Below are 17,895 nucleotides of genomic sequence, written 5' to 3'. Positions count from 1 at the left end.
TGTTGTATACATTCAGATTCGAAATCTAAGCAATATTGTGATTCCTCGCTACCCCTAACTTGGAAATTCCCGGTATGAAACAAATGCTTTCCAAAGGAAAACAAAGCTTGCTTCCGTGTAAATCACCGTTAAAACGAGAGGGCAGCTGTTCAACCGAATGTATGCTTGAAAGAGTGGATAATTACTGATATTTGTTCGTAATTAATGATGATGGGTCGGTTGTTGGTGCTTCGTTTTTCGTATTTGGCGTTGGTATTGATGTTTCCTTTGTCAACCAATGGGCAGTCGGTTTTTAATGAAAACCAAGGTATGTGGCTGATGTTTTTTAACCGAACCCAGCTTTCCGAAAAATGGAGCATACATAATGAAATACAGGACCGTTCCTACGATATCAGTCACAAGGAGGAGCAGCTTTTGTTGCGTTTTGGGATTAATTACCATATCAAAAAAAATCTATGGTTAACAGCCGGTTTTGGATACATTGAGAGCTACCCACCGGAGGGCGTAGCCCGTCCCACACTGATCGAGCACCGGATTTGGCAACAGGTTCTTCATACCCATTTTCTCGGAAGGGTAGTTGTGGAACACAGGGGTCGCTTGGAGCAGCGGTTTGTGGGTGATCAATACCGGGACAGGGTTCGCTACCGGTTTATGGCAACGGTTCCGATCACCCGTGAGCGGATGGCACCAAAAACGTTTTTTGCTACGGCCTATGATGAGATCTTTTTTCATTTCGAAGATACTCCCTATGATAGAAATCGCCTGTATGTTGCTGCGGGGTACCAGTTCAGCCGTGCAGTGAGCGTTCAGAGCGGATGGTTGGCACAGAATTTCAGTGGTAAGACCAAAGGCTATTTGCAGCTGGGTGTTTTTGCCAATATTTTACAACCTGACAAGTAGTAGGGCGGAACCCCGAACCTGCCCGACGCGGTTAAAAGAAAGACAAGATACCTTTTGAATGACCAGTATTTCCATCGATATCAATGCGGATTTGGGAGAGGAGGTCGGCAATGATGCCGCGATCATGCCTTTCGTAAGCAGTTGTAGTATTGCCTGTGGTGGACATGCCGGCAATACGGAATCAATTCGTAATGCGGTTTTTCTTGCCTTGGAGCAGGGCATCAAAATCGGTGCACATCCCTCGTATCCGGATCCCACCAATTTTGGCAGGGTAAAGATGGAAATAGCTTCCCATAAACTCCACGAAAGCATAAGGGAGCAACTAATGCTTTTAATAGACCATCTTGCGCCGCTGGGCGTTCCGCTTCATCATGTAAAGCCTCACGGTGCGTTGTATAACGAGGCCTGTATCAACGAGGATCTGGCTATTCAAGTAGTGGAGTTAATTAAAGAAGTCGTCCCATTTGCAAAGCTTTATGCTCCTTTTGCTTCAAAACTGGCCCAAGTAGGGCAGGAATCAGGGGTGAAGGTTTGGTTTGAAGGATTTGTGGACCGCAGGTATTCCACTGGGCTTACCTTATTGGAAAGGCGCCAACCGGGTGCCGTACTCCACGGGTGGGACGAAATCCGCGCCCAAGTGGAGGAAATGGTTCTTGGGAATCGGGTTTGCACTGCGCAGGGCGACTGGCATTTTATAAAGGTTGATACGCTGTGTTTACATGGCGATCACCCGAATGCGGTGCAAACGGCTATTCAACTTAGGGAATGGCTGTCTGGAAAGAATCTTTTCCCTCATCATGAATAGGGGGATCCGCTACATAACGCCTGAAATACTGGAAATTAATTGGCCGGCCGCTATTTCGGAAGAAATCCTTTTCGATATGTTGAAAGTAAAGGCATCCGTTCATAAAAAGCTGGGGGATAGGATCAAGGCTGTGCGGGTGGGATACCATATTCTTTCCCTTCACCTCGATTCGGTTGCTGATTGTATGGATGAAATCCGCCAGTCGTTGGAGGTATCCGATAACGATGAGACTTCCTACACACCTACCTATTGGCGATTGCCGGTTTGCTATGAGCCTGAACTTGCCAAGGATTTAGTGCGGTTTTTGCAAACCAAGGGAATGAAATTGGATGAGTTCGTTGCGTTGCACAGCGGAGTAGATTACCTGCTTCATTTTTATGGCTTTCTGCCCGGTTTTATGTACCTGGGAGGCTTGCCGGAGGTTCTAGCCATGCCTAGAAAGCAGTTTCCGGACAGGCGTATCGAACAGGGTGCTGTGGCGATTGGGGGTTATCAGACCGGAGTGTATCCAGTGTCCAGTCCAGGAGGATGGCATGTGGTAGGAAGTACGCCAATAAGGATTTTTAATGCAAGTAGCGGAAAGTTGCCCCCTTTTTCTCCGGGGGATCGCATTCGCTTTGTACCGATCCAGCGTGATGCATACGAACAAATCCTTGCAGGCACTTTAGATTGGGATTATGCGTAGCAGAAGTGCCTTTTTTCAAATAATTGATCCGGGGGTTCAAGTCAGTTTACAGGATGGTGGTCGATTAGGGTATGCAGGTTTTGGGGTTCCCGAGTCTGGATTTATGGACACGATTTCTGCCGGAAGAGCAAATTTGGTTTTGGGCAACACACCTGACCACCCCTGTTTGGAGTTTGCGCCGGGACGGGTACAAATGTTGGTACGTGGATCATGTCAGGTGGTGTTTTCGGGAGCTGAGGTGGAGATAGAGGTGAACGGTGTCCGATGTGAACAACTCCAGGTGATTTCTTTACAGGATGGCACCTCTATACACATCAAACCGGGCAAATTCGGAAATTGGCTTTACATGGCCATAAATGGGAAATGGCATGCAAGCGATCTCTTTGGCAGTAAAAGTTTTTATCCCTTGGTTACGGATCGTGCGGGATACCTTTCTGGAGAATGCGCTTATTTTTCCCGTTCAAAAAACGTTGTATCTACCTCCCATGCCCTTGTAAAGAATAAACTTTTTTGGTTGGGAGATTCCGTTGAGGCGTATAAAGGCCCCGAATTTGAATTATTGGATTTGGTGGGTCGGCAACAGCTTTCTGGGCAGGCTTTTGAGGTGACAGCAGTCATGAACCGTATGGGCTATCAATTGGCGGGGAAAGTTACCCATCAACTTCCTGAAATTTTAAGTGCCCCGGTATATCCAGGCACCATCCAACTGACCCCCTCCGGGAACCTGATTGTGCTGATGAAGGATGCACAAGTCACCGGAGGATACCCTAGAGTACTTCAATTGACGCCAAAAAGCCTCGCCATGCTCTCACAAAAAAGAGCAGGGGACACGATTGTCTTTAAGGTTATATAATCTTACCGTTCTACAGCAAGATCATCCAGCATCTGCTGTACCTTTTGTGGGGGAGCCTGTTTACTGAGTTTGCCTACTAGAATATAGGTAATGGTGGACACAGTTACCGGCAGACTAATGGAGAGAGCTAGGCTGCCCAAATCGTAGGATTTGGTAAATACAAATGCAAGCAAACCCATAAGAATCGAAGAAATGGCTGCCTTGGGGCCACAGGTTTTGAACCATGGAATCACCCCAAAAAGCATGGGCACCGCGATCGGCCCGACCAATGCGCCAAACCAGCTGATGATAAGCCCCAACACCCCTCCGAACCGCTCAAACTGAAATGCTATGAGAATAGTGGCCAGCGTAAACAGGAAAGTAGTTACCCTGGCAATGCCCAGCGAGTTTTTTTCATCTTTAAATTTCGGATTGACGGCAGGTAGAATATCCCTGGTAATGACTGCACTGATTGTATTGATATCCGAGGATGTCATGGACATGGTATTGGCAAACAAAGAAGCGACCACCAATCCTACCAATCCAATTGGCAATAGCTGCATGGTTAGGATGCCATAGGATTGCGTGGGGTCATCCAAATCGGGCAACAGGATAGGCGCCGCCCACATTGGGAAAAACAGGATCAGGGGCCATACCAAGTAAAGTATACCGGAAAGTCTCGCCGCTTTGGAGGCTTGATGTTCGGAGGGGGAGGAAATATACCGAGTGGCCAAGTTCCATTGCCCGCCATTATAGGACAGGAAGTTGATAAACAGAAAGGCCAACGCAAAACCGATGGTATAAGGTTCATGAAACACCTGACTGTTTTCTGGGGGGAGTTGCTCCCAAAGTGTGAAAATTGAACCAACCCCTCCCAGTTTCGCCAATACAACCACGAACATGACCAATCCGGCGATTATCTGTACAATGAACTGGGCGAAGTCGGTGATGATCACAGCCCAAAGCCCTCCAAATGTAATGTATAGCAGCGATATACCACCGGCTATCAGAATGCCTACGGGAAGAGAGATACCGGTAAACACATTGAGCAGTACGGCAATTGCCGCCCATTTTGCTCCAATATCAAACAATTTGAGTGTGACACCACTCCAAGCCATAAGCTGCTGGGTTAGCAGGTTGTATCGAACGGTCAAAAACTCCAGTGGAGACTGAATATGAAAACGCTTTCGCAACCGCACCCAGAACACTGGAAATACCTTGGCACTTACCACGATGGTGAGGCCGATAGTCAATGCCCACCAGATATACAAGGAAAATCCGTGGGTATAGGCAAGACCGGCGTAGGCGACGAAGACCGCACCGCTGTACCCGGATACGTGGTGGGATATGCCGGATAGCCACCAAGGGAGTTTTCCTCCTGCTACAAAGTAATCTTCCGAATTGGTGTTTTTAAAATAGGACCAGATACCTATCGCCAACATCAAAAGAAAAAAGAGGGCGATGACGATCAGGTCTAAGGTGCTAAGTTCCATAAAGACGTGATTGGATAGATGAAACCCTGCCGGATTGCTCCGACAGGGTAGTTGGATGGAAGGGTAATTGCCTGGTTAGACTTTTGGTTCCCAGCCTTTTTGGTAGTCACGACTCCAAAGCGCCATGGCTTTTTTGTCGTTTCTGATACGACCGGTGGCAGGATCAATCTGAAGTGATCGACCCATTCGTTGGGAGATGTTTCCCAACTGAACCAAGAGGGTACTTTGATGTGCACCGACTATTTCGGATCTTACTTCTATACCCTTCTTGATGCCATCAAAAAAATTCTGGATGTGGATGGCATCCAAGGCCTGTGCGGGACTGACGCGGTTTTGCGGATCGATGGGCATGTCATTCTGCACATCTTTTACAATCTCGTTTTTGAGGTTGAAGATCTTATAGGAGTTTCCACCTTCTATTAGCAGACTGCCTGTTTCACCGTAAAAAAGGACACCTACGGAACCACCTTCAATGTGTTTTCCATTGCAGCTTCTTCCTTCCCACGTGATGACCCCTTTGTCGCCAAACTCCATGTTGATGATTTGGGTGTCGGGAGTCTCCCAGTCATCTTCGTAGTGATATCTTCCGCCAGCGGAGTTAACCATAGTGGGATACTCGACTTGCAGTCCCCAACGGGCCAAATCCACCATGTGTGTTCCGTTATTCAGGGCCTCACCGGTACCCCAGTTCCAGAACCAATGCCAATTGTAATGGATCAGGTTGTCCCTATAGGCCTCTCTTGGTGCGGGCCCCTGCCAAAGCTCGAAGTCCAGCCACTCGGGGACAGCCACTCGGTTGCCCCGGCCAATCGGACCCCGGTTATTGGCGTACCAGGTCTTTGCCATGTAGGGCTTTCCAATGGCACCGTTATGAACTTCCTTGATGCCGGCCACTACGTTTGGCCAGGAACGTCGCTGATTTCCGACTTGTACCACCTTTCCGTATTTCTTTTGGGCGGCGATCAAAAGTTCCCCTTCCTTGGGGTTGTGGCTGCAGGGCTTTTCCAAATACACATGTTTGCCAGCCTGCAAAGCCATCAGCGCCGCTGGGGCATGCCAATGATCCGGGGCAGTGACCACCAAAGCATCCACGTCTTTGTCTTCGAGAAGCTTGCGGACATCTTTTTGCTCTTTAGGTTTGGATCCTTGAATATCCTGAATGGCAGCGGCAAATTTAGCGGAGGCATTGGCATCCACATCGCAGCTATAAATGACTTCGCAGTTTTCTTGGCCGGCAAAATTACTTCCCACCGCCATTCCTCGGCTGACCACGCCCATACAGGCAACTTGGATCCGTTCGTTTGAACCCAAGATCCTGCCGTAACTTTTGGCAGAAAGGCCGGGTAAAATTCCGCCTACGGATACCAAAGCGGCACTGGCAGCAGCTTTTTTCACAAAAGTTCTTCTCGAATGTTGCATAAGGTACTATCCAATTAATTCATGTTCGTATAATTTGTCTCTAAGCAATCACAACTTGTCCCGGTTTATAGGGGTGGAATGCCTGATATAATAATTATTGTCTTTAATAAGCCATTTTTATGGGCATTGCAATTCCGTCAAATACTGATTTTGTTTGCCGCTTTTTGGGCAGATGCCATCACACTGGAAATGGAGACAACCTGACCTTTTTTCCGGCTACTTTCACTCGCTGCTTCCATAAAAGCGAAAAGCTCGATGGTTTCTTCCGGGTCAATGGGAGGTTTGCCTGTGTTGAAAAAAGTCGCAATTTCAACAAGCAACGGCCTATACCCGCCATAGGGGCCAAGGCCCTGAATTCCCTCTGTACCGAAAGCAATACCCCCATAGCCGGTTTTTCCGGCCCGTAGTCCTCTAAAGGTGCCTATTCGACCATCGTCCCAAGTACCCACTACTACCTCTGAATCGGGGTGAAACGTACGTTGCACGGTTTTACAGCCCTTACCCATCACGGCATAGAGCGTTTCTACCCCGTGGATTCCGTACCAGAAGAGATCCGGGTGGGTTGGTTCCAACGTCGCCGGGCTATAGGCATCAGCCCCTAGTACTTTGCCTATCTTTCCCTTATTTACTGCCATCAAATTCTCCATGTAGCGTAGGGATGAAGAAGAGAACGTGGGAATCCTGTACTTTTCCGAAGCCTTAAATATCGCAATCGTATCGGCAAGGGACGCGGCAATGGGTTTGTCGATAAACAATGGCTTTCCGGCTCTGAATACCTCAAGGGACTGTTCGAGATGGAGCCTTCCGTCGTTGGTTTCCAACAGTACGTAATCTACCCGATCCAATAGTGTCTTGATAGAATCCACCACTTCTACACCCAATTCGGTGATTTCCTTGATGTACCCGGGAATGCGTTCTACGGAGGATTTGATGTCCCGGCTTCCATGCGGATAGGCTGCCACCACACGGTAGCCTCCCAAGTCCGCTGCCGCATCCTTGGCGTTGAAGGCTTTGGTAAATGCAATACTATGGGAAGTATCCAGTCCAATAATTCCTACGCGCTTCTGATTTTGGGTACTTGGCGTACTGGAAAAAGCCTCCAACGATTGGGTGAGGCTTAATCCGGCTCCTGCAAGCATGGCTTTTCCTATAAATTCCCGTCTATCAATGGGTGGGGTCATACGTGAGTCTGATTATAGTTAACGTTAACGGTACCATTTGTACCACCTTCCGGCATTACTTTGGCTTCTAAGTTACAATTAAATTTAAAAAAACGAATCGTCTATTTGATAAACGACTTATAATCCCTTTCAACATCCTTATCGGTGGTGGACTTTCCAGAGTAGATGACAATCCGGTGCTTAAAGGTCATTGATTCCCCTTTACGTAACTTGTGGTTAAGTTCATCTTTACCACCGCTCATGGCTTTTTGACCAAGGGGATTGGCAGCATAGAGTCCATAGCCCCTTGCGTGCCAATAGGTGGGGAACCCGACATTTGAAGGATGATCCAATATCGCTACGGAAATGGGCTCTCCTTTGATAACTCCGGAAAGATTCATCCATTTACCCCGTGTACCCCATACATCATCTCCTTCCAGTCCTTCACTGCTTCGGTACTTTCCTGTCACACCCTCGTTGTTCATCGACGGGACATCGGTAGGATTTCCCATGGCATCGGTAAATTTTTCAGGTTTATCGGAGGGATGCTCCAGTTCTCTAGCCATTCGCAGGCCAAGCATTCCCTCTTTGTTGTCGGTAAAGGAGACATCTTGCTGGGCTGTCAGCGTAGTGATCCGGTCGATGTTTCTTTTTTCGCCCTTTCCCGAAAAAACAAAAACGGTATTTTCGCTAAGCATCACGTTTCCTTTGCTGTCTACCCAATCCATCTCTACTTGGAGGATTCCCTCCTTGGAGCCGCTGCTGACACGGATGATATTCTTGTGGACAATAGAGCCGTACCGATCCTTCCTATCGGGTGAAATAGCCTCTGAATTGTTCCAAAAATCCAGACCGTTCACGTCTCCATAATTCAGCCAAAGGCCGATGTGGTGGGGGTGATCTACCCGTTCTCCCGGGCGGTTGGCAATGGGGTAACCTCGGGTAATAAAGGTTTCGTTAGCAGTTTTGATGGGGTAAAGAACGGGCTTGGCGATGTTTTCCGGATAAATGTAGGAAGTGAAATGTTTGCCGTCGATTACAACGTCAATTCTGCGTTCAGCGTCGTTTTGGATCAACTGGATTCTTTCGTTATCGTTCATCGCAGGGTGGGTTAGTTCCTCTAGGAGGGTAAATGACAGCAAAAATGGGGCGACCCAAACCAGAACAAGTAGGGTTAATAGATTATTTGGTTTCATTGTGTTTTAAATGGGTTTTTGGGTTATCGATCAATGGATTCGTAAATTTAGAAGCCATATCATCTCAAAGGATTGGAATGTAAAGATACTGGTAAGAAATATAGTGTAAGGATACTTGCCCTAAAGCAATTACAGGTGGATTGCTACGCATCCACCTGTATTACCAGCGTTTTTGCCGATGGGCTAGTAGGTCATTATTTTTGTTTTAGTAACCTACACCTTCAGCTTAGGCTCCCAGCCTTTTTCGTATTCTCTCTTCCATAGAGCCATGGCCTTTTTACTGTTTTTTATACGGCCATTTTTCGAATCTACATCCAAAACTTCTCCGGTTCTAGAGGCGATGTTTGCCAGATGGCATAAGAGCACACTTTTGGCCCCTTCGTCTATTGGTGCCCGCTGGGCTTCTTTTCCTCGGATCGCTTCGAAGAAATTTACCACATGTCGGGTAGACATACCACCGCCGCCACCAAGCTGGGTACCACCTTCATCGCTTCCGGACGCATTCTCTTTCACCAGTTTTCCTGCCCGGTCGTATAGCTTGTAGCCGCTTCTGTCCACGAAGACGGTTCCATCGCTACCGTAAATAATCGTCCCACGCCCGGTAGGCCCGAAGGTGTTGTAACCGTTTCGGCTCTTTCCATCCCACTGAATGGTTCGGTTGCCGTCAAACTTGAATACGGCATCCATGGTATCATACATGGTCCACCCATCGTTTGGCCAATGGTACTTGCCAGCATCCACAATAACTTTTGAAGGGAAGTCCACCTTTAATGCCCATCGGGCTACATCCAGTTCGTGCGTGGCGTTGTTGCCGGATTCCGCGGTGCCATAATCCCATCCGTACCAGTGCCAATTGTAGTCCCAGGTATCGTGGGTGTATTCTCTTCTGGGTGCAGGGCCCTGAAACAGATCCCAATCAAGTCCCTGAGGAGGGGATGCTTTTTGGGGCAGAGGTACCTCACCACGGGCCGAGTTGTAAAAAGCGGTGGCTTTATATACATTTCCGATCACGCCGTTGTGGATTTCGTTGATGATCTCAATCGATTCCGGAGCAGAACGCTGCTGATTACCCATTTGGACTACCTTGTTGTACCTTTTCTGGTAGGCTACTAGCAACTCCCCTTCGTAGGGGTTATGGCTGCAGGGTTTCTCCACATAGACATGTTTCCCGGCCTCAAGGGCCAGCCAGGTCCCCGGTGCATGCCAGTGATCCGGCGTGGCATTGATCAGAGCATCTACTTCCTTATCTTCGATGACCTTTAGGATACTATTTTCCAGTTTTGGCTTGTAGTCGATTACCTTCTGGAAGTTTTGCAGCGCCTTAGTACGCTGGGATTCCATCACATCGCATAGGTATACTAAGTTAACATTGCTGGTTTTCAAGCCTATGGGCTGGTAAAAAGCACCCAATCTACGTCCAAGTCCGGCGATCGCCACGTTGATTCGTTCATTTGCTCCGATAATTCTACCGTAGCTTTTTGCAGAGAAGCCCACTGTGCCCAAAGCAGAAATGCCCGCAGTGGTCATGGCGGCTTTCTTGAGGAAGATTCTCCGCGTTTGGTTGTGTTTTTTCATAATTATTTGAGATTATAGTTAAGTTGAACGCGATTACTTCTGCAATCTGAACATAAGGCCCAGTTCCAATCCGCGGAGCTCAGCGAGGCCCTTGAGCCGTCCGATCGCCGAATAGCCGGGATTGGTCACCTTGGAAAGGTCATCGAGCATTTGGTGCCCATGGTCGGGCCGCATAGGTAGGGATTTTCCGGTCCGCTGCTGAAGTAGGATCAGTTCTTTTACGACCTCCGCCATAGGTACGTCTCCTTCCAAGTGATTGGCCTCGTAGAAATTGCCTTCCTCGTCACGCTGGGTGCTTCTCAAGTGGATGAAGTGAAAATAGTCGCCGTATTTTCTTACCATCTCGGGAAGGTTGTTGTCGGCCCGAACCCCTAACGATCCGGTGCAAAAGGTGAATCCATTGTGAGGGCTATTGTTTCCTGCCAAAATGCGGTCGTAGTCCGAGGCTGTACTGACGACCCGTGGCAAACCAAAAATCGGAAATGGTGGGTCATCGGGGTGTACACAAATGAACACGCCACTTTCCTCGGCCACTGGGATTATCGCATCAAGAAATAGGTTGAGATGTTGCCCGAGTTTTTCCGCGTCGATCCCTGCATAGGTGTCCAGTGCTTTTTGAAAGTCTTCTACCGTATAGCCTTCCTCCGCACCGGGAAGTCCGGCAATGATGGTTCTGACCAATCGATTTTTTTCCTCCTCGTCGATTTGATCCACATAAGCCTTTGCTTTCTCCAAAATCGGAGAGGGGTAATCGGATTCGGCTCCCTTTCGTTTTAAAATGTAAACATCAAAAGCTGCCAACTGGGTCATATCAAATCGGAGGGCTTTTGATCCGTTGGCTAAGGTATAGCCAAGGTCTGTGCGGGTCCAATCCAGGATGGGCATAAAATTATAACACACCACATGGATACCCTCGGCACCAAGGTTTCGAAGGGTCTGCTGGTAGTTCTTGATGTAGGTTTCGAAGTTTCCGCTTCTCGTTTTGATATTTTCATGAACGGGGACACTTTCCACCACGGACCAAGTCAAACCTGCCCGTTCGATCATTTCTTTTCGTTCACGTATCGCATCCCTCGTCCATACGGTGCCATTTGGCAGGTTGTGTAGGGCAGTAACTATGCCGGTGGCACCTGATTGCCTGATATCCGCAAGACTTACAGGGTCGTTTGGACCATACCATCTCATGGTCTGCTCCATCAATAGGGGTTTATTACTCATACTCCTGAAAACGCATTAAATCCACCATCTACCTCAATGATCGTTCCGGTCACGAACTTGGAGGCATCACTGCAAAGATACTGAATGGCACCAAACAGTTCATCCGGACTTCCGAATCTACCCATAGGGGTGTTTTGAATGATCAGATTGCCGCGCTCGGTCAGACTGCCATCTTGGTTTGTGAGCAACGTACGGTTCTGCTCGGTCAAAAAGAATCCGGGTGCCACCGCATTTACACGCATGCCTTCTCCGTACTTTTTGGCAAATTCAGTCGCCAACCATTTGGTAAGGTTGTCGATGGCCGCTTTGGCAGATGCATATCCCATCACCCGGGTCATGGGACGACTTGCAGCCATGGAGGATATATTGATGATGCTTGCCTTTTTGGTATTCGTCATAAGTGGTAGAAAAACCTTGATAGGCAGAAAGGTACCCATATAATTCAGGTCAATGATCTTACGGACATCATCGCCGGAAAGGTCGGTTAAAAACTGGTTCGGCATAACTACTGCACCTGGCATATTTCCGCCGGCGGCGTTAATTAAAACGTCCAATTGTTCGAATTCTTTGCTGAGTTCTTCGCCCAATGCCTTCAACTGATCTTCTTGGGTTACATCGGCAATACCTGGATGGGCGAAGCCCCCCTCATCCTTTATTTCCTGTACCAGCGCGCTTACCTTGTCGGTGTTTCGGCCCAGGACGATAACCTGAGCTCCCTCAGCGGCCAGGTGCTTGGCGATTGCCTTTCCCAAAATACCCGTGGCCCCACTGACCATGATGATTTTGTTCTTAACTGAAAATAGACTCGACATAAATTTGGGTTAATGATTCGTATGTAAAATTTTGATAGGGTGATCTACAAAGATACGCCTCTTTTCCAAGGGATGAAATCATCTTGGTTTAACTGTACTGCTTTTGGTTTCACATCTCCACTTGCCACCTGTATGATGAACTCCATCAGATCATCGCCCACTTCCTCGATGGTCTTTTCTCCTGAGACCACAAATCCGGTATCGACGTCGATTATATCGGACATACGTGCCGCAAGCCTGTGATTTGATGATACTTTAATGACGGGCGTAATGGGATTGCCGGTTGGTGTGCCTAATCCTGTAGTGAAAAGAATGACGTTTGCCCCGGATCCGGCCATGGCGGTAGTGCTTTCTACATCGTTACCTGGCGTGCAAAGCAAGCTTAACCCGGGTCTACTCACCTGCTCGGTATAATCGAGCACATCCACGATAGGGGAGGTACCGCCTTTTTTGGCTGCTCCGGCAGACTTGATCGCGTCGGTGATCAATCCGTCCTTTATGTTGCCGGGAGAAGGGTTCATGTCAAATCCGGATCCAACTGCCTCTGCCCGGGAAGCATAGGCGCGCATAAGCTGTACAAACTTTTCTGCTGACTTGTCGTTGGTACACCGGTTGATCAGTTCCTGCTCCACGCCGCATAGCTCGGGAAACTCCGAAAGAACGCTTTTACCACCGATGCCTGCCAGAATATCTGACACATGGCCCAGTGCCGGATTTGCCGAAATGCCTGAAAAACCATCCGACCCCCCACACTCCAATCCAATGGTTAGCTGGCTCAGCGGAGCGGGCTTTCTGGTCGCTTTGTTGGCTTCTACCAATCCCAAAAACGTCTCCTGAATCGCCCGCTGAAGTAACACGGATTCCGTACCTTCCTTTTGTTGTTCCAGCATGATCACCGGCTTATCCAAACCGGGTGAAATTGCTGCCAGCTTGTCTCTTAGGATGGCGGGTTGGGCGTTTTGACATCCTAAACTCAAGACGGTAGCGCCCGCTACATTGGGATTGCAGATGTAACCGGCGATCAACGCGCATAGGGCTTCCGAATCTTGACGGGTGCCACCGCATCCTCCCTGATGGGTGAGGAATTTGATTCCATCCACGTTTTTGAATACCCGGTTACGCTCATCGGTAGCCACCGTGTCCCATGAAATGGAGGACAGGCTTGCTGTGTCACCACTCATAAACCGCTGCTTCATTTCCCGAACCACTTGGGTATAGGGGTTTGGCTTGGCAAAGCCAAGCTCTTCGACAAAGGCTTGCTTCAGGATTTCAACGTTACGGTTTTCACAAAACACCAAAGGAACCACTAGCCAATAATTGGCCGTGCCAACTTTTCCGTCCGCTCGATGATATCCGTTAAAAGTCCGGGATTTCCACTTGCTTACGTCAGGAGCCTGCCAGGGGGTGCTTTGTCGTTTTCCGGTATATGGGGAGGTGGCGTGGGCCACGTTTTGGGTAGTGATAGCCTCACCTAGGGCGATAGGAGACAGCGCTTTTCCCACGATAATACCATACATGTAGATGGGGTCGCCCGGTTGAAGAGATTGTAGGGTAAACTTGTGCTTTGCCTGAACATCCGAGGTCAAAACGTAGGTATTGTTTTCAAATTCCACGGACTCTCCCCGTTGCAAATCGGTCAGGGCAACCAATACATTATCGGAGGGATGTATTTTCAACACGTTGTGCTTCATTTCGTTTTTTTGTGTTATATTGAGCAATCGATTGCACAATTTAGGAATAATTCGATGAATCAAGGGCTGTCCAATCCTTTTTTTTCTGTCGGATCTACTTAATGAATCACCTAACCTGCCAACACTATGCCAAAACGAATCATCACCTTAGGAGAGGTTTTGATGCGACTTTCCACCCCGGGACACGAGCGATTTATCCAAACCCATGATTATGAGGTGCAATTCGGAGGCGCAGAAGCCAATGTTGCCGCCTCACTAGCTTTTTGGGATCAATCCGTTGCCCACGTCTGTGCATTTCCCAATCATGATATCGGCAAAGCTGGCATTCGGTTCCTTCGCGCTGCCGGGGTAGACACCTCTTTTGTCTTTCTCAGAGAAGGGCGGATGGGTCTCTATTTTTTTGAAAACGGTTCCATGCACCGTTCGTCTAAGATCATCTACGACCGGTTTTACTCGGCTTTCTCCCAATTTGACGGCGTTGGAGTGGATTGGACGGCGGTTTTTGACGGAGCGGAATGGTTTCATTGGACGGGGATTACCCCGGCTATCTCCGAGGCTGCCGCCAACCTATGCCAACGGGCCGTCGTCGCTGCTAGAGACCAAGGTGTGCGGGTAAGCGGTGATATCAATTACCGAAGAAACCTGTGGCAATATGGCAAGTCACCCTTAGAGGTAATGCCTGATCTCATCAAAAATACCGACGTGATCATCGCAGGTCTTACCGATATGGAAAACTGCCTCGGTATCCGGCAGGATGATTATGTGGAGGCTTGCCGTGAAGCGAAACGTTTGTACCCTGACATTCGCTATATTTCCACTACCCACCGGGATTCTTTGAGTTCTACCCATAACATCCTTTCGGGGGTATTATGGAACGGTGAGACGCTCCTAGGCAGCAGAACGTTCGATATGCCCCACATCGTAGACCGGGTGGGGGGAGGCGATGCTTTTATGGCTGGATTGATCTATGGGTTGCTGCACAAAAGTGATGCCGACGCCTTGGATTTTGCTGTAGCGGCTTCAGTTCTCAAGCATTCTATTCCAGGTGATGCCAATTTTGTGACAGTAGAGGAGGTTGATCAACTTGTTCGAGGGGAAAATGTAGGAAAACTTTTGCGCTAGCCCGGTTTGCAGGACGGATTGGATTATCGGAGTTTTTCCCGAATCCCATAAATATTTCCGATTTGGACATGGATTTAAGCAGTAATTTTATTGATTTGTATTTTAAGCTATTGATATAAGCAAATAACGTTAACCCAAAAATGCTAGTAAATTCCCGTAATTACTGGTCCCGGCATTCCCGCAGGCTTCCCGGGGTCTTAATCGGCCTTTTGATTTTGGCCAGTGCCTGTTCCAAACCCGGAGGGGTAAGGATTCTCAAACTCGGACATGGATTGGATACCAGCCATCCGGTACATGCGGCGATGATCTACATGGCAGAACGGGTGGAAGAAAAATCAGACGGTACCGTAAAAATCCAGGTATACCCCAATCAACAGCTAGGCTCGGAGCGGGAATTGGTGGAGCTGTTGCAGATCGGCAGCTTGGCGATGACCAAGGTGTCTACCGCCGCAATGGAAGGCTTTGCGCCCGAGATCAAGGTGTTAAGCCAGCCATATCTGTTCCGTGACGATGATCATCAGCTGCGCGTATTACAAGGCCCCATCGGGAAAGATCTATTGGCGGCCGGAGAAAAGTACTGGTTCAAAGGCCTCTGCTTCTACGATGCCGGCAAACGCAGTTTTTACACCAAAACCAGCCCAGTGGAAAACCCAGAGGACATCAAGGGTTTAAAGATCCGGGTGATGGAAAGCCCCACGGCGGTGCGTTTGATTCAGAGTTTCGGAGGTTCCCCCACTCCGGTATCTTTCGGTGAGCTGTACACTGCTTTGCAACAGGGTATCGTGGACGGAGCTGAAAACAATCCGCCTAGCTTGCTCACCTCGCGGCATTATGAAGTATGTAAGTTTTATAGCCTCAATGAACATACAGCGGTGCCGGATATGATGATCGTGAGCACCAAAGTATGGGAACGGCTGAGCGACGAGGAAAAGCAGTGGCTACAGGAGGCAGCTGATGAATCTGCTACCTACCAATATAAATTGTGGGCCGAATCGGTTGAGGAATCTATGCGAATCCTTCAAGAAGCCGGTGTACAGGTTTCCTATCCAGATAAAGAGCCGTTCCGTAAAGCGGTGGAGGGCATGTACGAAGCCTTGAAGACAAACGATCCGGAGATGTATGAGTTGGTTGAGAAAATAAGAAGTTACTGAGGATTATGGAAAAGGCTAAAAATGCGATTGACCGAATCGTCTCGCTGCTGTTGATCGTAATCATGGCAGTGATGGTGTTCAACGTGACTTGGCAGGTTCTTTCGCGCTATGTAGTGCAGTCCCCAAGTTCATACACGGACGAATTGTCCAGGTACCTGCTGATCTGGTTGGGTATGCTCGGAGCGGCTTATGTGGCAGGAAAAAACGAGCACCTGGCCATTGATATTTTTCCTCAAAAGGTTCATGGCCTAGCCAAGAAGCGACTGATGGTGTTCATTCACCTGGCCATCATTGCCTTTGTGGTTCCGGTAATGATCATGGGTGGTGGTAACCTAGTGTACATCACCTACACCCTGCAGCAAAAATCCGCCACACTGGGTCTGCCTTTGGCCTTTGTGTATTTGATTATCCCGGTCAGCGGGGTACTGGTGCTTTTTTACCAAATCGTAGAAATCCTGAAAACCCTTCGTCAACCCATTACCCAAAACTAAGTAAGCTTTATGGAATACATCAGTGTTGTCATACTCGTTGTCAGTTTTATTACGCTTATGGGGTTGGGAGTTCCCGTAGCCTGGAGTTTGGGACTTTCCAGTTTTCTGACATTAACAGTAACTATTGCCACCGTACCATCGGCTACCACCATCGCCCAGCGTATGGGTACCGGCTTGGATAGCTTTTCCCTCCTCGCCATCCCGTTTTTTATTTTAGCGGGGGAGATCATGAACAAGGGGGGCATTGCCAATCGCCTGATTGATTTGGCAAAGGCCATCACAGGCCGACTTCCCGGTGGTTTGCTTTATGTAAATGTAATTGCCTCTATGCTGTTCGGGGCCATTGCCGGTTCGGCCGTTGCGGCCGCATCCGCGATCGGGGGTATTTTGGGACCAAGGATGGAAAAAGAGGGCTACCCCAAAGAATTGGGTGCAGCGGTAAATATTACCTCCTCTACTACAGGTCTGATTATTCCGCCCTCCAACGTGCTGATTGTCTACTCCCTAGCAAGTGGTGGTGTCTCCATTGCCGCCCTGTTTGTAGCCGGCTACATTCCCGGCATTCTGTTGGGCCTGCTCTTGATGCTTACTGCATCTGTATTTATTCGTAAAAACAACCTGAAGCCGGGAGATATTACACCAATAAAGGAGCTGGTAAAGAAGTTTTTGGATGCCCTGCCCAGTCTTTTTCTGTTGGTCGTAGTGATTGGAGGAATCGTTATTGGTGTATTTACCGCAACAGAGGCCTCTGCCATTGCGGTTGTATACACGATTGTATTATCATTTATTTACCGGGAAATCAGCTTTAAGGACCTACCCAAAATCCTCTTGAAATCCTCGGAGACCACTTCGATCGTCATGTTGCTGATCGCCACCTCGATGAGTATGTCATGGGCCATGTCCAGCGAAAATATTCCCCAGTCCATAAGTGCTACGCTTTTGTCTTTGAGTGAAAATAAATTTGTCATTCTCATCATTATCAACTTGATTTTGTTGTTTGTGGGTACCTTCATGGATATGACCCCGGCAGTATTGATCTTTACGCCGATTTTCCTGCCCGCAGTTGTTTCCTTGGGGATTGATCCGGTCCATTTTGGAATTATGATGGTGCTCAATCTTTGTATAGGAGTCTGCACACCTCCGGTCGGATCGGTGCTGTTCGTAGGCGTGGGTGTGGCAAAGACCAGCATTGCTAAGGTATTTATCCCGCTTCTGCCGTTTTTCATTACTATGATTGTGGGTCTTTTGATCATCACCCTATTTCCGCAGCTTACCCTTTGGCTACCCCGTTTATTTGGCCTTTAGGCGAAAACGGGGAGTTTTTAATCGGGCAAAACGGGCTGGT

General features: G+C 48.5%; 16 protein-coding genes. 8 read left to right on the top strand and 8 right to left on the bottom strand.

Annotated elements, in window-relative coordinates:
- Positions 1–204 precede the first annotated feature (204 nt).
- From ADIS_RS12950 to ADIS_RS12935, 4 genes are read left to right on the top strand one after another with little or no spacing between them, the layout of a single operon-like run.
- Positions 205–900 carry a DUF2490 domain-containing protein gene (locus ADIS_RS12950; protein WP_051113315.1) on the top strand — a complete coding sequence of 232 codons (696 nt, stop codon included), beginning with the start codon at positions 205–207 and terminating at the stop codon, positions 898–900.
- Between the two features lie 58 nt (positions 901–958).
- The gene (locus ADIS_RS12945; RefSeq protein ID WP_010854989.1) at positions 959–1,705 is read left to right on the top strand and encodes a LamB/YcsF family protein; all 747 of its coding nucleotides are present in this window, start codon (positions 959–961) and stop codon (positions 1,703–1,705) included.
- The gene (locus ADIS_RS12940; RefSeq protein ID WP_010854988.1) at positions 1,698–2,390 is read left to right on the top strand and encodes a 5-oxoprolinase subunit B family protein; all 693 of its coding nucleotides are present in this window, start codon (positions 1,698–1,700) and stop codon (positions 2,388–2,390) included. Before ADIS_RS12945 ends, ADIS_RS12940 begins: the two co-directional genes overlap by 8 nt.
- Positions 2,383–3,243 carry a 5-oxoprolinase subunit C family protein gene (locus ADIS_RS12935; RefSeq protein WP_010854987.1) on the top strand — a complete coding sequence of 287 codons (861 nt, stop codon included), beginning with the start codon at positions 2,383–2,385 and terminating at the stop codon, positions 3,241–3,243. Before ADIS_RS12940 ends, ADIS_RS12935 begins: the two co-directional genes overlap by 8 nt.
- Before the next feature lie 2 nt (positions 3,244–3,245).
- Here the strand turns inward: ADIS_RS12935 and ADIS_RS12930 are convergent, their stop codons facing one another.
- The 8 genes from ADIS_RS12930 to ADIS_RS12895 form a co-directional block, all read right to left on the bottom strand.
- Positions 3,246–4,715 carry a sodium:solute symporter family protein gene (locus ADIS_RS12930; protein WP_010854986.1) on the bottom strand — a complete coding sequence of 490 codons (1,470 nt, stop codon included), beginning with the start codon at positions 4,713–4,715 and terminating at the stop codon, positions 3,246–3,248.
- Positions 4,716–4,790: 75 nt separating this feature from the next.
- Positions 4,791–6,134, bottom strand: coding sequence for a Gfo/Idh/MocA family protein (locus ADIS_RS12925; protein WP_035805924.1), 1,344 nt, complete (start codon positions 6,132–6,134; stop codon positions 4,791–4,793).
- 137 nt (positions 6,135–6,271) lie between these two features.
- Positions 6,272–7,315, bottom strand: a complete 1,044-nt coding sequence (locus ADIS_RS12920; RefSeq protein WP_010854984.1) for a Gfo/Idh/MocA family protein — start codon at positions 7,313–7,315, stop codon at positions 6,272–6,274.
- 101 nt (positions 7,316–7,416) lie between these two features.
- Entirely contained in the window at positions 7,417–8,394 is a 978-nt protein-coding gene (locus tag ADIS_RS12915; protein WP_010854983.1) for a DUF6807 domain-containing protein, read from the bottom strand.
- Between the two features lie 309 nt (positions 8,395–8,703).
- Complete coding sequence (locus tag ADIS_RS12910) at positions 8,704–10,065, bottom strand: Gfo/Idh/MocA family protein (protein WP_010854982.1); 1,362 nt, start codon at positions 10,063–10,065, stop codon at positions 8,704–8,706.
- Between the two features lie 33 nt (positions 10,066–10,098).
- Positions 10,099–11,262 (bottom strand): mannonate dehydratase, encoded by a 1,164-nt coding sequence (uxuA, locus tag ADIS_RS12905; protein ID WP_010854981.1) that lies wholly within the window; start codon positions 11,260–11,262, stop codon positions 10,099–10,101.
- Positions 11,263–11,279: 17 nt separating this feature from the next.
- Positions 11,280–12,095 (bottom strand): SDR family oxidoreductase, encoded by an 816-nt coding sequence (locus ADIS_RS12900; protein ID WP_035805920.1) that lies wholly within the window; start codon positions 12,093–12,095, stop codon positions 11,280–11,282.
- A gap of 44 nt (positions 12,096–12,139) precedes the next feature.
- Positions 12,140–13,786 (bottom strand): UxaA family hydrolase, encoded by a 1,647-nt coding sequence (locus tag ADIS_RS12895; RefSeq protein ID WP_010854979.1) that lies wholly within the window; start codon positions 13,784–13,786, stop codon positions 12,140–12,142.
- A gap of 126 nt (positions 13,787–13,912) precedes the next feature.
- Between ADIS_RS12895 and ADIS_RS12890 the strand changes: the two genes are divergently transcribed.
- The 4 genes from ADIS_RS12890 (at position 13,913) to ADIS_RS12875 (ending at position 17,855) form a co-directional block, all read left to right on the top strand.
- Entirely contained in the window at positions 13,913–14,908 is a 996-nt protein-coding gene (locus tag ADIS_RS12890; RefSeq protein ID WP_010854978.1) for a sugar kinase, read from the top strand.
- A 140-nt stretch (positions 14,909–15,048) separates the two neighbouring features.
- Complete coding sequence (locus ADIS_RS12885; RefSeq protein ID WP_010854977.1) at positions 15,049–16,059, top strand: TRAP transporter substrate-binding protein; 1,011 nt, start codon at positions 15,049–15,051, stop codon at positions 16,057–16,059.
- 5 nt (positions 16,060–16,064) lie between these two features.
- Complete coding sequence (locus ADIS_RS12880) at positions 16,065–16,550, top strand: TRAP transporter small permease (RefSeq protein WP_010854976.1); 486 nt, start codon at positions 16,065–16,067, stop codon at positions 16,548–16,550.
- A gap of 9 nt (positions 16,551–16,559) precedes the next feature.
- Positions 16,560–17,855 (top strand): TRAP transporter large permease, encoded by a 1,296-nt coding sequence (locus tag ADIS_RS12875; protein WP_010854975.1) that lies wholly within the window; start codon positions 16,560–16,562, stop codon positions 17,853–17,855.
- Positions 17,856–17,895 lie beyond the last annotated feature (40 nt).

This window comes from Lunatimonas lonarensis, assembly GCF_000390185.1.
Lineage (GTDB): Bacteria > Bacteroidota > Bacteroidia > Cytophagales > Cyclobacteriaceae > Lunatimonas > Lunatimonas lonarensis.
This window is presented reverse-complemented; position numbering and strand designations above follow the sequence as displayed.